The sequence below is a fragment of the Sphingomonas sp. SRS2 genome (assembly GCF_000971055.1).
GTDB lineage: Bacteria > Pseudomonadota > Alphaproteobacteria > Sphingomonadales > Sphingomonadaceae > Rhizorhabdus.
In genome coordinates this window covers 1-17986 of record NZ_LARW01000053.1, presented here as the reverse complement: position 1 = coordinate 17986, position 17986 = coordinate 1, and the positions used below count along the sequence as shown (strand labels likewise).

At 64.5% G+C, this 17986-nt stretch carries 15 protein-coding genes; 11 read left to right on the top strand and 4 right to left on the bottom strand.

Going from position 1 to position 17986, the window contains the following annotated elements; translation table 11 throughout:
• Window positions 1-74: 74 nt before the first annotated feature.
• The 5 genes from WP12_RS03870 (at window position 75) to mmsB (ending at window position 5437) form a co-directional block, all read left to right on the top strand.
• A complete protein-coding gene (locus tag WP12_RS03870; protein ID WP_046192454.1) occupies window positions 75-1502 on the top strand; it encodes an aldehyde dehydrogenase family protein in 1428 nt (475 codons plus the stop codon).
• A gap of 65 nt (window positions 1503-1567) precedes the next feature.
• Window positions 1568-2710 (top strand): acyl-CoA dehydrogenase family protein, encoded by a 1143-nt coding sequence (locus WP12_RS03865; RefSeq protein ID WP_046192453.1) that lies wholly within the window; start codon window positions 1568-1570, stop codon window positions 2708-2710.
• On the top strand, window positions 2707-3759 hold the full coding sequence (locus tag WP12_RS03860) for an enoyl-CoA hydratase/isomerase family protein (RefSeq protein WP_046192452.1): 1053 nt from the start codon (window positions 2707-2709) through the stop codon (window positions 3757-3759). Before WP12_RS03865 ends, WP12_RS03860 begins: the two co-directional genes overlap by 4 nt.
• Window positions 3760-3771: 12 nt before the next feature.
• On the top strand, window positions 3772-4545 hold the full coding sequence (locus tag WP12_RS03855; RefSeq protein WP_046192451.1) for an enoyl-CoA hydratase-related protein: 774 nt from the start codon (window positions 3772-3774) through the stop codon (window positions 4543-4545).
• Between the two features lies 1 nt (window position 4546).
• A complete protein-coding gene (gene mmsB, locus WP12_RS03850; RefSeq protein WP_046192450.1) occupies window positions 4547-5437 on the top strand; it encodes a 3-hydroxyisobutyrate dehydrogenase in 891 nt (296 codons plus the stop codon).
• Between the two features lie 6 nt (window positions 5438-5443).
• On the opposite strand, the gene WP12_RS03845 is transcribed toward mmsB, so the two are convergent.
• Complete coding sequence (locus WP12_RS03845) at window positions 5444-7222, bottom strand: ABC transporter transmembrane domain-containing protein (RefSeq protein ID WP_046192449.1); 1779 nt, start codon at window positions 7220-7222, stop codon at window positions 5444-5446.
• Between the two features lie 164 nt (window positions 7223-7386).
• On the opposite strand from WP12_RS03845, the gene WP12_RS03840 reads away from it, so the two are divergent.
• The 6 genes from WP12_RS03840 to paoC all read left to right on the top strand — a co-directional run bounded on the left by WP12_RS03840 (window position 7387) and on the right by paoC (window position 15062).
• A complete protein-coding gene (locus WP12_RS03840) occupies window positions 7387-8607 on the top strand; it encodes a polyhydroxyalkanoate depolymerase (protein ID WP_046192448.1) in 1221 nt (406 codons plus the stop codon).
• Window positions 8597-10129: a hypothetical protein gene (locus WP12_RS03835; RefSeq protein ID WP_046192447.1), complete on the top strand. Its 1533-nt coding sequence runs from the start codon at window positions 8597-8599 to the stop codon at window positions 10127-10129. The genes WP12_RS03840 and WP12_RS03835 overlap by 11 nt, the downstream gene beginning before the upstream one ends.
• The gene (gene dgcA / locus WP12_RS03830; protein ID WP_046192446.1) at window positions 10129-11127 is read left to right on the top strand and encodes an N-acetyl-D-Glu racemase DgcA; all 999 of its coding nucleotides are present in this window, start codon (window positions 10129-10131) and stop codon (window positions 11125-11127) included. The genes WP12_RS03835 and dgcA overlap by 1 nt, the downstream gene beginning before the upstream one ends.
• A 172-nt stretch (window positions 11128-11299) precedes the next feature.
• Window positions 11300-11914 carry an aldehyde dehydrogenase iron-sulfur subunit PaoA gene (gene paoA / locus WP12_RS03825; RefSeq protein ID WP_235398945.1) on the top strand — a complete coding sequence of 205 codons (615 nt, stop codon included), beginning with the start codon at window positions 11300-11302 and terminating at the stop codon, window positions 11912-11914.
• Complete coding sequence (locus tag WP12_RS03820; protein ID WP_046192444.1) at window positions 11911-12852, top strand: FAD binding domain-containing protein; 942 nt, start codon at window positions 11911-11913, stop codon at window positions 12850-12852. Before paoA ends, WP12_RS03820 begins: the two co-directional genes overlap by 4 nt.
• A 2-nt stretch (window positions 12853-12854) precedes the next feature.
• Window positions 12855-15062, top strand: coding sequence for an aldehyde oxidoreductase molybdenum-binding subunit PaoC (gene paoC, locus WP12_RS03815; RefSeq protein WP_046192443.1), 2208 nt, complete (start codon window positions 12855-12857; stop codon window positions 15060-15062).
• Here paoC and WP12_RS03810 read toward each other — a convergent pair.
• The 3 genes from WP12_RS03810 to WP12_RS03800 all read right to left on the bottom strand — a co-directional run bounded on the left by WP12_RS03810 (window position 15059) and on the right by WP12_RS03800 (window position 17961).
• The gene (locus WP12_RS03810) at window positions 15059-15517 is read right to left on the bottom strand and encodes a MaoC family dehydratase (RefSeq protein ID WP_046192442.1); all 459 of its coding nucleotides are present in this window, start codon (window positions 15515-15517) and stop codon (window positions 15059-15061) included. The genes paoC and WP12_RS03810 overlap by 4 nt on opposite strands.
• A 102-nt stretch (window positions 15518-15619) precedes the next feature.
• Window positions 15620-16954: a 30S ribosomal protein S12 methylthiotransferase RimO gene (gene rimO / locus WP12_RS03805; RefSeq protein ID WP_046192441.1), complete on the bottom strand. Its 1335-nt coding sequence runs from the start codon at window positions 16952-16954 to the stop codon at window positions 15620-15622.
• Between the two features lie 53 nt (window positions 16955-17007).
• Entirely contained in the window at window positions 17008-17961 is a 954-nt protein-coding gene (locus tag WP12_RS03800) for a M23 family metallopeptidase (protein ID WP_046192494.1), read from the bottom strand.
• Window positions 17962-17986: the final 25 nt, after the last annotated feature.

Genomic DNA, 17986 nt, shown 5'->3' with positions numbered 1-17986 from the left:
GTTCATCCAGCCGGTAAAGAAGGTGGCCCGCTATTTTGGAGCGGCGCTGTCTCTGTTTTTCCAGGAGTGGTTCGATGGCCCAGGCAGCAAATCTCAACATGGTTGAAGACGATTCGGCAGCGGCAGAGGTCGCGGAACTGGTTGCCCGTTCGCGCGCAGCCCAAGCGCAGATCGAAGATTATACGCAAGAACAGGTCGATAAGCTGATCACCGCGATGGTGTGGGCGGTGGCAAAGCCCGGCGTCGCCGAGAAGATCGCCCAGTTCACCGTCGATGAGACCCAGCTCGGCAATTATGACGGCAAATATCTCAAGATATTTCGCAAGACCCGGGCGACGCTGTACGACATCATCGACGACAAGTCGGTCGGCATCATCGAAGAAGATCCGGTTCGCAATATCGTCAAGATCGCAAAGCCGGTCGGTGTGATCGGCGCGCTCGCGCCAACCACCAACCCGGAAGCCACGCCGGTCATCAAGGCGATCTCCGCGGTCAAGGGCCGCAACTCGATCATCGTTGCGCCGCATCCGCGCGCCAAGCTCACCAACAAGATGATCGTCGATCTGATGCGGGAAGCGATCGTCAAGATGGGCGCGCCGGCCGATCTGGTAATCAGCATCGACACGCCGTCGCTCGAAAAGACCAACGAGCTGATGAAGCAGTGCGATCGTATTCTCGCGACCGGCGGCGGCGCCATGGTTACGGCAGCCTATTCAAGCGGCACGCCCGCGCTGGGCGTCGGCGCCGGCAATGCGGTCGTCACGGTCGATGAGACTGCCGATCTCGATGACGCTGCCGAGAAGATCCGGATTTCCAAGACGCTCGATCTGGCCGCCAGCTGCTCGTCGGACAACAGCGTGATCCTGGTCGACGCCATCCATGACGAGATGCTCGCCAAGCTGCAGGCCAAGGGCGGCTATATTCTCGACAACGACGCCAAGGCGAAGCTGCAGGCCGCGATCTGGGTCGACGGGCACATCAACGCCAAGGTCGTGGCGCAGACTCCGAAGTTCATCGCCGACTATGCCGGCTTCGACGTCCCGGAGGGCACGCAGTTCTTCATCGTACCGGAAAGCGGCTTCGGCCCCGATCATCCCTTCTCGGGCGAGAAGATGACCGTCACCATGGCGCTCTATCGTGCCAAGGACATCGACGATGCAATCCGCCTCACCAACGGCATTCAGGCCTATCAGGGCCAGGGCCATAGTTGCGGCATCTATTCGAACAGCGACGCGAATATCATGAAGCTGGCCAATGCGACGAAGACGTCGCGGGTGATGGTCAATCAGCCGCAGGCGGCGTCGAACAGCGGCAATCTGTGGAACGGCATGCGGCAGACCTTCTCGCTCGGCTGCGGTTCGTGGGGCGGCAATTCGACCAACAACAACATCACCTGGCGCGACCTGATCAACGAGACCTGGGTTTCCAAGCCGCTCGCCCAGCCCAAGGTCCTGCCGGCGGACGACGTGTTGTTCGCGTCCGTCATCGACGAACTCAAGTAAGACGGCGTCGCTGCCGTGCCGGTTTCCGTTGACGCTTCGGAAGCGGGTGGGCAGTGCCTTTTGCCATGAGCCAGTTCGAACTAACCGAAGAACAGCGCGCGATCCAGGAGATGGCGCAAAAGTTCACCGCGGATGCGATCACCCCTTTCGCCGCCGAATGGGACGAGCATCATATCTTCCCGCGCGATACGATCGAGGCCGCGGCGGCGCTCGGTTTCGGCGGCATCTATGTGTCTGAGGAATCGGGTGGAATCGGCCTCGGCCGGCTCGAATCGGCGCTGATCATGGAAGCGATGGCTTATGGCTGTCCTTCCACCTCGGCCTTCATCTCGATCCATAACATGGCGAGCTGGATGATCGACCGCTTCGGTTCCACCGATGTGAAGGAGCGCTATCTCCCCGCGCTCATCACCTGCGAAAAGATCGCATCCTACTGCCTGACCGAACCGGGCGCGGGCTCCGACGCCGCCGCGCTCAAGACCCGCGCGGTGCGCGATGGCGACGATTATGTCGTCAGCGGCTCGAAGGCGTTCATCTCGGGCGGCGGTCAGAACGAAGTCTATGTCGTTATGGTCCGCACCGGCGAGGACGGCCCAAAGGGCATTTCCTGCGTGGTGATCGACAAGGACATGCCGGGCGTCAGCTTCGGAGCGCAGGAGAAGAAGCTGGGCTGGCATTCGCAGCCTACCGCGCAGGTCAATTTCGACGACGTGCGCGTGCCCGTCGCGAATCGGGTCGGAGGCGAGGGTGAGGGCTTCCGGATCGCCATGGCCGGCCTCGACGGCGGGCGGCTCAATATCGGCGCCTGCTCGCTCGGTGGGGCGCAGCGCTGTCTCGACGAGTCAGTGCGGTATACGAAGGAACGCAAGCAGTTCGGCCAGGCTATCGCCGATTTCCAGTCGATCCAGTTTACGCTGGCCGACATGGAGACCGAACTTCAGGCCGCGCGAATGCTGCTCTACACGGCAGCGGCTAAGGTTACCGCCAATGCGCCGGACAAGACCCGCTTCGCTGCGATGGCCAAGCGCTTCGCCACCGACACCGGCTCGTCCGTGGTCGATCGCGCGCTTCAGCTCCATGGCGGCTATGGCTATCTGCAGGATTATCCGATCGAGCGCTTCTGGCGCGATCTGCGCGTCCATCGCATTCTCGAAGGCACCAACGAGGTCATGCGGATGATCACCAGCCGGGAGATGCTGCGCCAATGACCGATGACGTCCTCACATTCGTCGAAGGCCGCACGGGCCGTATCCGGCTGAACCGTCCCAAGGCGCTTCACGCGCTCACTCACGGGATGTGCACCGCGATGATCGCCGCGCTATCCGCCTGGGCGAACGACGATGCGGTCGATCTGGTGATGATCGATCATGCGGAGGGCAGGGGCTTCTGCGCTGGCGGCGACATCCGCGCGCTCGCGGAGAGCGCGGCTGTCGGCGGCGAGGCTGCGCGTGCCTTCTTCCACGAGGAATATCGCCTCAACCACCTCCTCTTCACCTATGCCAGGCCGACGATCGCTTTCATGGACGGCATTACCATGGGTGGCGGGGTCGGGATTTCGCAGCCCTGCTCGATCCGCGTCGTCACCGATCGCACGATGTACGCGATGCCGGAGACAGGCATCGGCCTGGTGACCGATGTCGGCGGCGGGCGCTATTTGTCGCGGATGCCGGGTCGTACCGGCCAATATGTCGGGCTTACCGGCGCGCGGCTGAATGGCGCCGAATGCCTCGCACTGGCGCTGGGCACTCATTATGTCGCGAGCGACGACGTCGAGACGCTCAAGGCGGCAATTCTCGGCAATCCCAAGGCGGCCGATGCGGCGCTACGCAGCGCGGTAAGCCCGATCCCACCCGCGCCGATCCTCGATCGCCGGGCCGATATCGACCGGCTGTTCGCGTCCGACCGTTATGAGGACATAATCGCCGCACTTGCGGCGGATGGCGGCGAATGGGCGCTGGCGACGCTCAAGACGCTGGAGAGCAAGTCGCCGCAAACGTGCAAGGTGGTGCTTCGCCTTCTCGCCGAAGCCGCGAAGATCGACGATTTCGCCGTTGAGCTGACTATGGAATATGCGCTAGCCGCCCATGTCATCGCGCGTCCTGATTTCGTCGAGGGCGTGCGTGCGCTGATCGTCGACAAGGATAATGCGCCCCGTTGGAATCCTCCGACGGCGGAGGCGGTCAGCGGAGCCGAAATCGACGCGATCTTCGCGCCGCTGCCATCGTCGGAGGCCTGGACGCCTCTGCCCAACGCCTGAAAGGTCCACCTGATGTCCTATGAAACCCTTCTCGTCGAAACGCAGGGCGCGGTGACGATCATCCGCCTGAACCGGCCGCAGGCGCTCAACGCCCTCAACACGCAGGTGCTTGCCGATCTGATAGCCGCGTTCGGGAAATATGACGCCGATCCATCGCAGCGTTGTGCGATCCTGACCGGCAGCGAGAAGGCGTTCGCGGCGGGCGCGGATATCAAGGAGATGCAGGCCAAGGGATTTTCCGCGATGTTCGCCGAAAATTTCTTCCAGGGTTTCGAGAAGGTGACGGGTACGCGCAAGCCTTGGATTTCGGCGGTTGCGGGCTTCGCGTTGGGCGGTGGTTGCGAATTGGCGATGATGGCGGACATCATGATTGCTGCCGATACCGCCAAGTTCGGCCAGCCGGAAATCAAGCTCGGAGTCGCGCCCGGCATGGGCGGTTCGCAGCGCCTGACCCGCGCGGTCGGCAAGTCCAAGGCGATGGATATGTGCCTGACCGGCCGGATGATGGACGCGGTCGAGGCTGAGCGCGCCAATCTGTGCAGCAAGGTCGTGCCCGCTACCGGACTGATGGAAGAGGCGATGAAGATGGCGAACGTCATCGCCGGCATGCCGCCGCTCGCCGCGATCGCAAACAAGGAAATGGTCAACGTAACTTTCGAAACTGGCCTGGCAATGGGCCTGGTTTTCGAACGCCGGCTTTTCAACGGCCTATGCGCCACCGAGGACAAGGCCGAGGGCATGACCGCCTTCGTCGAGAAGCGCCCCGGCAACTGGACAGGGAAATAATATGGCAACGGTTGGCTTCATCGGCCTGGGCAATATGGGTGGCGGCATGGCTGCCAACCTGGCCAGGAAAGGGCACGACGTGCGCGCTTTCGACTTGTCGAAGGATGCGTTGGACAAGGCGGTCGCGGCAGGATGCCGCGCCGTTGGATCGGCGGCCGAAGCGGTGGCCGACGCAGAGTTCGTCGTAACGATGCTGCCGGCCGGCCACCATGTCCGTTCGGTTTATGAGAATGAGATTTTCGGCGCCGTGCCGGCAGCGGCGCTGTTGCTCGACTGCTCGACGATCGATGTTGGTACGGCCAAGGCGGTAGGCGCTGCGGCCGGCGCCAAGGGGCTGGCGATGGTCGACGCGCCGGTCTCCGGCGGAATCGCCGCCGCCAATGGCGGCACGCTGACCTTCATGGTCGGCGGCAGCGCCGAACATTTCGCCCGCGCCGAGCCGGTCCTTGCCCTGATGGGCCAGGCGGTGATTCATGCTGGAGCGCAAGGGTCCGGACAGGCTGCGAAGATCGTCAACAACATGATCCTCGGCGCGACGATGGTCGCGACCTGTGAGGCTTTCGCGCTTGCGCAGAAGCTGGGCCTCGATGCGCAGACCTTCTTCGATATCTCATCGAAGGCGAGCGGACAGAGCTGGTCGATGACCAGCTACTGTCCGGTCCCCGGCGTCGGCCCAGAAACCGCCGCCGACCGCGACTATGAGGGCGGTTTCGCAGCTGGGTTGATGCTCAAGGACCTGAAGCTCGCGGTCGAAGCGGCGCAGGGCGTCGGCGCGAGCGTACCGATGGGTGGCGCGGCCGAGCATCTCTATCAGGCGTTCGCCAATCTCGGCGGCGCGGGCAAGGATTTCTCGGCGATCATCAAGCTGCTCGACGGCAGCTTTCGGGCGTAGGCGGCTCTACGCCGCCGCGTCGTTGAACTGAAGCCGCGCAAGGCGGGCGTAAAGTCCCTCCTGCGCGCTCAGGCTTTGGTGTGTGCCCTGTTCGACGATCCTGCCCTGATCCATCACGATGATCCGGTCGGCGGCGCGCACCGTGGCGAGCCGATGGGCGATCACGATCGTCGTACGGCCCTTCATCAGACGGTCGAGTGCGTCCTGGATCAATTTCTCGGACTCCGCATCGAGTGCGGAAGTGGCTTCGTCGAGCAGCAGGAGCGGGGCATCGCGCAGCAATGCGCGCGCGATGGCGATGCGCTGGCGCTGGCCGCCCGACAGACGCGCCCCCGCTTCGCCGAGAAAGCTGTCGAGCCCCTGGGGCAAGGCGCGCAGGAAGCTCGCCGCGTTGGCGGCTTCGGCGGCTGCCCAGATATCCTCGTCGTTGGCATCCCAGCGGCCATAGCGCAGATTGTCGCGCGCTGACGCGCCGAAGATCACGGTTTCCTGCGGCACGACAGCGAGACGTGCGCGGATATCCGCGGGATCGGCATCGGGCAGCGCGACACCATCGAGACGGATCACGCCCGTTTCGGGGTCGTAGAAGCGCTGAGCCAGCTGGAGGATCGTCGATTTGCCCGCGCCTGAGGGGCCGACTACGGCGACCATCTCGCCGGGCTGGACCGAGAAGCTGATGTCGTCGAGCGCGCTGACTTCCGGCCGCGTCGGATAGCGGAAGCCGACATGGTCGAATTCGAGCTTGCCCTGTGGCGGCATGGGTAGCGCGGTCGGCTTGGCCGGCGCGCGGATTTCCGGCTCCGCCGAGAGCAGTTCGGACAGGCGTGATGCCGCGCCGGCCGCGCGGACGATGTCGCCATAGACCTCTGCCAGCGCGCCGAACGCACCGGCGACGAGGCCACCGGTAAGAATGAAGGCGGCGATTGAGCCGCCCGACAGGCGGCCCGCCGCGACATCGACCGCGCCTTGCCACATCACCATCGTGATCGATCCGAAGATTATCGCGATGATGATCGCGGTCATCACCGCGCGGGTGCGAATGCGGCGGCGGGATGTCGAGAAGCCTTCCCCGACGACCTCGCCAAAGCGACCGGCTTCGCGGGCTTCCTGGCCGAAAGCCTGGACAATCTTCATCGCCCGCAGCGTTTCGGACACGGTTGCTCCGACGTCGGCGATTCTGTCCTGCGTGCTTTGCGATAATTTGCGCAGCCGCCGTCCCATGAGGATCATCGGCAGCATTACGAGGGGAATGCCGAGCAGGAGCATCGCTGCCAGCTTCGGCGCGATGGCGAAGAGATAGATGACGCCGCCGATGGCGAGAACGATGTTGCGCAACGCCACTGAGACGGTGGCGCCGACGACCTGCTCGATCACCGCGGTGTCGGCGGTCAGACGCGAGGCGATCTCGGAGGGACGGTTCTCCTCGAAGAAGCGCGGGGCAAGGCGGAGCAGGTTCTTTTGCACCGCGATACGAATGTCGGCGACGACGCGTTCGCCCAGCCACGAGACGAAATAGAACCGTAGCGCAGTGGCGAGCGCGAGGATCAGCACGATGATCAGCAAATAGCGAAAATAAGGACCGACATCGCCTCCGGAGGCGATGAAGCCCTTGTCGATCACCAGCCGGAATCCGCCCGGAATGGCGAGCGTAGCAGAAGCGGCAACGACCAGCGCCGCGCCTGCGGCGGCGATCCGGCCGGGATAGGCCCGGGCGAAGCGCCAGATCATCGCCAGTTCGCCGATCTTGCGGGCTGGGGTTTCGGAAGTCTCGCTTTTCTTCGCCATCGCGGCGCACTAGCAACCGTGGGCCAAACCCACAATCGCCGCCTTCACCTTATGGCAATTCGGCGATGCTATCCCCACATGCAGTCAGCACGCCGATTGCATCCTTCGCATTGCGCGATGCACCATTTTGCACGTAAAGTCGGGCAGCCGGTTTGGAGACGCGAATGCTGTATAATGCGTATGAGTTTCAGCGTTCGTGGATGTCCGCGGCTAGCGCCTGGGCCGATCTCAGCGGCCAGTGGCTGAAAAATCCCCTGAATCCGATGTCGTATAGCAATATGGCGCCGATCATGGCGTCCGGGCTCGATGTCTTCGCCCATGCCTCGGCTTCGCGCGGCAAGCCCGATTTCGGTTTTGCCGAGGTCGAGGTGGACGGCAGGAAGGTCGCCGTCACCGAGGAGATCATCCTCCGCAAGCCTTTCGGCCAGCTCAAGCGCTTTCGCCGCAAGGGTGTGACCGGTCAGCCCAAATTGCTGATCGTAGCCCCTATGTCCGGCCATTATGCGACGCTGCTGCGCGGTACGGTCGAGCGGATGATGGTCGGCCATGACGTCTACATCACCGATTGGCGCGACGCGAAGCTGGTGCCGGTCGAAGAGGGGCGTTTCGATCTCGATGATTATGTCGATTATCTGATCGAGTTTCTCGAGAAGATCGGCCCGGGCACCCACATGCTTGCGGTGTGTCAGCCCTCGGTGCCGGCCTATGCCGCGACTTCGGTCATGTCGGCGGACAAAAATCCGTGCCGCCCCGCGACGCTGACGATGATGGGTGGCCCGGTCGACACGCGAGAGGCGCCGACCGCCGTCAACACAGTCGCGACGCAGCGCCCGCTCGCCTGGTTCGAGCAGAATGTCATCCATATGGTGCCGGTCTTCTACCCGGGTTCGGGCCGAAAGGTGTATCCGGGCTTTCTTCAGCTTTCGGGTTTCATGGCGATGAACCTGGGCAACCATCTCGCCAGCCATTGGGGGATGTTCAAGCATCTGGTCGATGGCGACGAGGAAAGTGCCGATGCGACCAAGGCTTTCTATGACGAGTATCGTTCGGTCTGCGACATGACCGAGGAGTTCTATCTCCAGACGATCGATGCGGTGTTCCAGCGTCATTTGCTGCCCAAGGGCGAGCTGATGCATCGCGGCCGCAAGGTCGATCCGGCGGCGATCACCGATGTCGGTCTGCTCGCGATCGAGGGGGAGCGCGATGATATCTCAGGGCTTGGGCAGACCAAGGCCGCGCTGACTCTGGCGACGGCCTTGCCGGAGGCGAACAAGAAATATCTGATGGCCGAGCGGGTTGGCCATTATGGCATTTTCAACGGCCGCCGCTGGCGGGAGCAGATCGCCCCGGTGGTCGATGCGTGGATCGCGTCGCATGCACGCTAGGGCCACCGCCCTGGTCCCTTTGGTCGCGCTGGCGCTCGCGCTCGGTGCGCCGCTTCCGGCCCAGGCTGTCGATAACGCCGTCGACACACAGGCCGCGATCGGCAAGGCGCAGGAGGCTGCCGCGCGTGAGGATTGCGCAGGCGTGCTGGCCGCGCTCGATCCGCTCGTACCGGGCCTGGCCGAAGGAATTGAGCGCACCCTTGTGCAGCGTATGCGGCTCGTCTGCCTCGGCAGCGTAGGGCGCATGGCCGATCTATCCTCGGTCCAGAATGAACTTGCGAAGGCGATGCCGCGCGACGGATTGGTCCAGGCTTTCGGCGCACTGATCGCAGCCGACGAGAATCGCTTCACCGATGCCGCCGAGCAGATTGCGGTAATTGCCGACACCTCGCCGAAGGCGCTCAACATCCTGACCGGCGCATCGGTGCGCGCCATCTCGATACGCCTTGAAGAAGACCAGGCGCGCGAGGCGCGTGATCGGATGCTGATCGCGCTCGCGCGCGCGGACTGGGAGCCCTCCGACATCCCGGAACTGCGGATCGGCTTTGCCGAGGGCGCGATCGGGGCGTTGATCGACAAAGGTGAAGCGGCGGAGGCCGAAGGGCTTCTGGAGCGTATCGATCAGCCGGAAATGCTGTCGGCGATGGTCGTCGACCGCCATTATGCAAAGCTATGGCCCGCACTCGAAGCCCGGCTCGGTCCGGCGAGCGGAACGTCGATTGATCGCTTCGCGCGCGACAAACTGGCGGTTTACGGCAGTTCGCCGAGTTCGGAAGTGGCGTTGCGCGACGCGGTCAATGCGATGCTGCTGCTGGGCCGCTATCAGGACGTGCTCGATATGAGCAGGGATGTCCCCATCGCCGAGGGCATGAGCCGCGATGCTGTCCGCACCGTTCTCTATCGGGCGCGAGCTCTGGCGGCGTTGCGGAAGAACGATGAGGCCGACGCGCTGCTGGGCGCATTTCAGGCGCTCGATCTGCGCCGGTCCCCGGCCGCGTCGACGGCTCTGGTCAGCTACGCCGAATTTCTTGATGAGATCGGCCGCCCGGCCAAGGCGCTTATCGTCGCGCGGGGAACCCTTACCAAGGCGGGTGGGCTGCTCACCGATCTCGGCAAGCGATGGCTCGATCGTACCGAGGTCTGCTCGCTCGCGGCGCTTGGCCGGACGGCGGAGGCGAACAGCGCGATGGACGCGCTCAAGGCACATGCCGATCAGAACCAACCGGCGGCGATCGAGGCGTTGCTGTGCGCGCGGCGCACTGCCGAGGCATCGCAGATCGCGGTCAAGGCCTTCCAGGACGATGATATTGCGAGCAATCTTCTGCCGCAGTTTCAGCCGACGGGTTCGCTCTGGGCGCCAACGCCATCACGGCTGCGCGACTTGTGGACCGGTTTCATCGCGCGACCCGAGATCAAGGCGGCGTTCGAGCGCAAGGGCCGCATATTGCCGCGAAGCTTCTGGCCCGGATCGGCCCCACGCAATATTCCGCGCCAGCCGGGCAGCGGAGCATCCCTCACCTGATGGTGTTGCGGGGAAGACCGGTGCTGACGGCGCAGATCGAAACCTGGCCGGTGGCGGGCAGCTTCGTCATCGCCCGGGGCGCCAAGACCGATGTCGACGTCGTTACGGTAACGATAAACGATGGCTTGCACAGTGGGCGCGGCGAAGCGACCGCGATCTACTATCATGGCGAAAGCGCGCAGACGGTGCTGGCGCAGGTGCAGGCGATGGCGGGCGAGGTCGCGCGCGGTATCGAGCGCGCCGATCTTCTTCGGCGGATGCCGCGCGGCGCTGCGCGTAATGCGATCGACTGCGCTTTGTGGGATCTCGAAGCAAAGCGCGAAACGCGTCCGGTCTGGTCGCTCGCGGGCCTCTCGCCCCTGAAGCCGTTGCAGTCCGCCTTCACGATATCGCTCGGCCCGCCCGAACGGATGGAACAGGACGCGCTTAAGGCCGCGGCGCTTTACCCGTTGCTCAAACTCAAGCTGGCGGGGGAGGGCGATGTCGAACGGGTCGCGGCAGTGCGCCGCGGGGCTCCCGACGCCCGGCTGATCGTCGACGCCAATGAGAGCTGGACTGGCCGCGATGTCGCCCGCGAGGCTGCGGCGCTGCTTCCCTATGGGGTCGAGTTGATCGAACAGCCCGTCCGCGCGGGTGAGGACCATCTGCTCGACGGCGTCGTCTCGCCGATTCCGCTGTGCGCCGACGAAAGCTGCCAGGATCGGGCGGATCTGCCGAAATGTAGCGGCCGCTACAACGCGATCAACATCAAGCTCGACAAGGCCGGTGGTCTGACCGAGGGCCTGGCGCTTGCCGCGGCTGCGCGCGCGGCGGGCCTGGAGATCATGGTCGGCTGCATGTTATCGACTTCGCTGGGTATCGCGCCCGCGATATTGGTAGGGCAGGGCGCCCGCTGGGTCGATATCGATGGCCCGCTGCTGCTCGGCGAGGATCGCCCTGATCCCGTGTGCTTCGAGCGCGGCGTGGCTCATCCCGCGCTTCCCGCTCTGTGGGGCTGATCCCATATTGCGCGTGACTGAGGCGGGCTGATAAGGTTCCACATCACGGAGCGGTTTTGGATCTCCGAGCCTGGCTCGCGGAACGAACGCGGCCATCACAAGTTGCCATACCAGCGCATTTGACGGGGGCGGCATGACATCGGACGACATATTTGATGATGGGAATGAGGGAATGACACGGCGTACCGTGCTGGCCGCCGGCGCGGCGACTGCGGCCAGCGTGGCTGCGGCCCCCGCAATTGGTTCGCCCGCTGTCGAACAGGCCGCGGGCGCGCCGCTGATGCCGGTCAGGCTCAAGGTCAATGGCAAGGATCGCGACCTGTCGGTCGATCCGCGTACCACGCTGCTCGACGCCCTCCGCGAGCATCTGCACCTGACCGGGACCAAGAAGGGCTGCGATCATGGCCAGTGCGGCGCGTGCACGGTGATCGTCGAGGGGCGGCGGATCAACAGCTGCCTGACCCTCGCGGTGATGCATGAGGGCGATGCGGTGACGACCATCGAAGGACTCGGGACGCCCGAGGACCTTCATCCGATGCAGAAGGCCTTTGTAGTCCATGACGGCTATCAGTGCGGCTATTGCACGCCAGGCCAGATCTGCTCGGCGGTGGCCGTTCTCGAGGAGATCGAGGCCGGGGTACCGAGCCACGCGAGCGCCGACCTGATGGACGTGAGCTTTTCCGACGCCGAAGTGCGCGAGCGGATGAGCGGCAATATCTGCCGCTGCGCCGCCTATCCAAATATCGTCGCGGCGATCCGCGACGTCGCGGGGAAGGACCGCGCATGAAGCCCTTCACCTATCAGCGCGCAGCCGATCCGGTCAGCGCGGCGCGAGCCGCCGCGGAACATCCCGGCGCGCGCTTCATCGCGGGCGGCACCAACCTGCTCGACCTCATGAAGGTGCAGGTGGAAACGCCCACCCACCTGATCGACGTCAACCATCTGGGGCTCGACCGGATCGAGAAGACCGATCAGGGCGGCTTGAGGATCGGCGCGCTGGTCCGCAACACCGATCTGGCGGCGGACAAGCGGGTGCGGCGGGACTATGCGGTGCTGTCGCGCGCGCTGGTAGCCGGCGCGTCGGGCCAGCTGCGCAACAAGGCGACGACCGCGGGAAACCTGCTGCAACGCACCCGCTGTCCTTATTTCTACGACATCAGCAAACCCTGCAACAAGCGCAAGCCGGGATCGGGCTGCGCGGCGCTGACGGGCGTCAACCGCGGCCTCGCGATCATCGGCGTCAGCGATCAGTGCATAGCGACCAACCCGTCCGACATGGCGGTGGCAATGCGTGTGCTGGACGCGGTGGTGGAGACCGTCAGCCCCGATGGCGCCACGCGCGCGATCCCTATCGCCGATTTTCATCGCCTGCCTGGTAATACCCCGCATATCGAAACGGCTCTGAAGCTGGGCGAACTGATCACAGGCGTCACGCTTCCCGCCCCACTGGGCGGAACTCATGTTTACCGCAAGGTACGCGACCGCGCCTCTTATGCCTTCGCGCTGGTATCGGTGGCGGCGGTGGTCGGGCCGCAGGGGCAGCGCTTCGCCTTTGGCGGCGTCGCCCACAAACCCTGGCGGGTGGAGGCTGCCGAGCGGCTTCAGGGAGCGGAGGCGGTGGCCGCATCGGTGACGCTCGGCGCGAAGACGACCGAGCAGAACGCGTTCAAGCTCCCGCTGCTGCGGCAGACGCTCGGTGCGGTGCTGGCGGAGGTGAAAGCATGAACATGAAGTTCGACACGCCTGCCGGCGATAACGTGATCGACCGTCAGCATGTGGTTGGCCATCCGGTCGACCGGATCGATGGTCCGCTAAAGGTCTGCGGCCTTGCCCCCTATGCCTATGAGCAGAATGAGGCTGCGCCCAATGCTGCTTATGGCTGGATCGTCGGTTCGGCGATCGCTACTGGCCGGATACGCTCAATAGACACACGCGATGCGGAGGCCGCTGCCGGCGTATTGGCGGTCGTGACGGGCGCGAATGCCGGCCCGCTCAAGACGTCGGGTTCGAACACGGCGGCGCTGCTCGCAAGTTCGAAGATCGAGCATTATGATCAGGCGGTCGCACTGGTCGTCGCTGAAACGCTCGAACAGGCGCGCGACGCCGCCAGACTGGTCCATATTGATTATGCGCCTGCCCGGGGACGGTACGACCTTGCCGCGGAGCGCGAGCATGCCCGCGCAGCGCCACGGGGCTTCGGAGGTCCCTCCGCCACCAGCGCAGGCGATTTCGACACAGCCTTTGCCACGGCAGCGGTCAAGCTGGACGAGGTCTATACCACGCCCGACCAGAGCCACATGATGATGGAGCCGCATGCCTCGATCGCGGCATGGGAGGGCGATCAGCTGACCCTGTGGACCGCCAACCAGATGATCGCCGGCAGCGTGAAGGACATGGCGACCACCCTCGGTATCCCTGCGGAAAAGGTTCGGCTGATATCACCCTATATTGGTGGTGGGTTCGGTGCGAAGCTGTGGATACGCGCCGACGCCGTCCTTGCGGCGTTAGCGGCGCGCAAGATCGGCCGGCCGGTCAAGGTCGCGATCGCCCGGCCGCAAATCGCGAACAACACGGTCCATCGTCCGGCGACGATACAGCGCATCCGCATCGGCGCCGACAAGAACGGCGTGATCGACGCGATTGCGCATGAAAGCTGGTCGGGCGATCTTCCTGGGGGCGGTCCGGAGTCGGCGGCGCAGCAGACCAGGCTGCTCTATCGCGGTGAGAACCGCATGACCGCGCATTATCTCGCGGAACTCGATCTGCCCGAGGGCAATGCGATGCGCGCTCCGGGCGAGGCGGTCGGGCTGCTCGCACTCGAAATCGCGATGGACGAGCTGGCCGAGAAATTGAGCCTCGATCCTGTCGAGCTGCGTATCCGCAACGATGTTCAATATGATCCCGAAAAGGGGCCGAGCCGCCCCTTCTCCAGTCGAAAATTCGTCGAATGCCTTCGCGTCGGCGCCGAGCGTTTTCACTGGTCGCGGCGCAACCCGAAGCCGGGTCAGGTGCGCGACGGACGCTGGCTGATCGGCACGGGCATGGCGTCGGCATTCCGCAACAATCTGGTCCAGGCGTCGGCGGCTCGCGCCATCGCGGATGCCGACGGCGTCATTACCATCGAAACCGACATGACCGACATCGGCACCGGCAGCTATACCGTCATCGCCCAGACTGCCGCCGAGGTGATGAGCGTACCGCTGGACAAGGTCCGCGTACGTCTGGGCGATAGCCTTTATCCGGTGTCGGCAGGGTCAGGCGGGCAGTGGGGGGCCAACAGCTCCACCTCCGGCGTCTACGCCGCCTGTATGGCGCTGCGGAGCGCTCTGGCCCAGAAGGCGGGCTTCAACACGGCGGACGCCGAGTTCGCGGATGGCTATGTGGTCAGTGGCAACCGGCGGGTGCGGATCGGCGAGGCGGCGGGCGCGGATGGCGTCACTGTCGATGGCAAGATGGACTTCGGCGATCTGACCAAGAAATATGCACAGGCTACGTTCGGCGCGCATTTCTGTGAAGTCGGCGTGGATGCGATGACGGGCGAGGTACGCATTCGCCGGCAGTCCGGCGCCTTCGCCGCGGGCCGCATCCTCAATCCGAAGTCGGCGCGCAGCCAGGTGATCGGCGCGATGACGATGGGCGTCGGTGCGGCGCTGATGGAGGAGCTGATCGTCGACAAGCGCTTCGGCTATTTCGCGACCCGCGATCTCGCCGAATATCATGTGCCGGTCCACGCTGACATTCCCGATCAGGACGTGTTCTTCGTCGATGAGCTCGACGACAAGAGCTCGCCAATGAAGGCGAAGGGCGTCGGCGAGCTCGGTATCTGCGGCGCCGGTGCGGCGGTCGCCAATGCGATCTACAACGCCACCGGTATTCGCCTGCGAGATTATCCGATGACGGTAGACAAGCTGATCGACAAGCTTCCCCGGGTTTAGGCGACAGGCCGTTTGCGCTGAAGCCCGGACCGCTTGCAGTGGGCGACGAGATCCCCGTGCTGGTTGTAGGCGCGGTGCAGGAAGGTGACGATTCCTTGGTCCGGTCGCGACTTCGATTCGCGCAATTCGACCACCTCGGTTTCGACCCGGACCGTATCGCCATGGAACAGCGGCTTGGGAAAGCGCACCTCATCCCAGCCGAGATTGGCGACCGCGGTGCCGAGCGTGGTGTCGCCGACCGAGATGCCGACCATCAGGCCCAGCGTGAAGCAACTATTGACGATGCGCTGGCCGAACTCAGTCTGCGTCCGGCAATATTCCTCGTCGAGATGGAGCAGCGCCGGATTATGCGTCATGGAGGTGAACAGCACATTGTCTGTCTCCGTGACCGTCCGCGAGATGGGGTGCTTGAACAGCTGACCTACTTCGAGTTCGTCGAACCAGACTCCGGGCATGACGGAGAGACCTTTCCTCATGACGTGGCGGCGATCGATGCCGCCGGGATCAAGCGCGCTCTTAGGCCCGCCAGATGCTGTTGAAAATAGTCGGGAGCGCCCTCAGCCGACCTGCACGCCAAACAGGTCGTGATCGTCGGCGTCCTCGATCTCGACCCGGATGATGTCTCCGGGCGACAGGTTATCGGCATCGCGCAGATGGACTTCGCCGTCGATCTCAGGGGCATCGGCCTTGGAGCGGCCGGTCGCGCCGCCTTCACCGTCCGCAACATCGATGATCACGTCGAGCGTGCGGCCGATCTTCGCCTGGAGCTTCGCGGCGGAGATCGCGGCGGTCTTCTCCATTATGCGGGCGTAGCGCTCTTCCTTGACCTCCTCGGGGACTGGGTCGGGCAGGTCATTGGCCGCTGCGCCCGCGACGGGTTCGAAGCGGAAGGCGCCGACCCGGTCGAGTTGCGCTTCATCGAGCCAGTCGAGCAGATATTGGAAATCTTCCTCGGTCTCGCCGGGGAAACCGACGACGAAGGACGAGCGCACCGCGATGTCGGGGCAAATGGCGCGCCAGCCGGCAAGCCGTTCGAGCACCTTGGCGTCATTCGCCGGGCGTTTCATCGCCTTCAGTACGCGCGGAGATGCGTGCTGGAACGGAATATCCAGATAAGGCGTGATCAACCCTTCCGCCATGAGCGGGATGACCTGATCCACATGCGGATAGGGATAGACATAATGGAGCCGCACCCAGGCGCCGAGCTTGCCTAGTTCGCGGGCGAGATCGGTCATGTGCGCGCGCACCTCACCGCCGCCCTTCAACGGGAAGCTCTTATGCTTGAGATCGAGGCCGTAGGCGGATGTATCCTGACTGATGACCAGCAGCTCCCGCGTGCCCGCCGCGACCAGCTTCTCGGCCTCGCGCAGGATCGCGTCGGGTCGCCGGCTGACCAGATCGCCCCGGATCGATGGGATGATGCAGAAGCTGCAGCGGTGATTGCAGCCCTCTGAGATCTTCAGATAGCTATAGTGCCGCGGGGTAAGCTTCAGCCCGGCTTCCGGCACCAGATCGATATAAGGCGACGGGGACACCGGCGCCGCTTCGTGCACCGCGCCGACGACATCGTCATATTGATGCGCGCCGGTGATCGCGAGGACGTTCGGGAAGCGGGCGCGGATTCTATCGGCCTCGTCGCCCATGCAGCCCGTGACGATGACGCGCCCGTTCTCCGCGATCGCCTCGCCGATCGCCTCGAGGCTCTCCTCCTTGGCGCTGTCGAGGAAGCCGCAGGTGTTGACCAGCACGACATCCGCCCCTGCATAATCGGGTGACAGGCCATAGCCATCCGACCGCAGCTTGGTGAGTATGCGCTCGCTGTCGACCAGATTCTTGGGACAGCCGAGCGAGACCATGCCGATCTTCGGCGGGGAGGGGAGTTCAATTGCCATGGAGCGCGGGCACATAAGCGCTTTCGGCGTAAATTGCGAGGGGTCGCCTGCGGCTAGCTGCGCGAGGGCAGCATGCTCAGCGGATCGACCGGCTTGCGGCCGTTGCGGATCTCGAAATGCAGCTGCGGTTCGGCATTATAGGGGCTGCTCCCGCTTTTCGCGATCGTCTGCCCGCGCACGACCTTTTGGCCGCGCGTCACGGTGATGCTGTCGGCATAGCCATAAGCGCTCAGCCAGCCATCGCCGTGCCGCAACAGGATCAGCGTGCCATAGGCCGGAATATCCTGCCCCACATAAGCGACTACGCCATCGGCGGCGGCGGTGATCGAGGTACCGCGCGGCGTGCCGATGTTGACGCCGTCATTCTGCTGACCGCTGGCATGGCGGCCGAAACGGCGCAGGATCGGGCCGCGCACCGGCCAGTCGAAACGTCCGGCGAAACGCGGCGGTTCGGCGACGGTTACGGTGGGGGAGACGACCTTCGGCGTTACGACCGGCGGCTTTGGGCTTCCGCGAGTCGCAAGCGCGGGCTCGGAGCCGGTGATGAGGTCCTCGATGTCGAGCCGGAAGGCGGCCTCGCGCTGATCGGAGGTCATGTTCGCAACCTCGCGCTGGCTCGGCAGGATCAGCCGCTGGCCCTCGCGCAGGACATAGGGTTCCGCCAGCTCGTTGAGCTGCGCGATCCGGCCCCATTCGACCCCGTAGGCGCGCGAGATGGCGATGCCGGTCTCGCCCTTGCCGACGCGGTGATAGCGGCCGCCGGGAATCTTCAGCCTCTGGCCGACGATGATCTTGAATGGCGCGTCAATATGGTTGGCCCGCGCGATCGTCTCGGAACCCGCGCCGGTCTTGTTGGAGATCGCGCGCAGCGTGTCGCCCGACTTCACCACATAGGTCGATGCAGCCACCTCGGCCGCCGAGGGAGTGACCGTTCTGACCTGCCAGGCGGGTGGCGGCGATATCGGGACATTCTCCGAAACCGGCGGCGGCGGCGGGCCCGGCGCGATGACGGGTTGTTCGACGGCCCGGGGG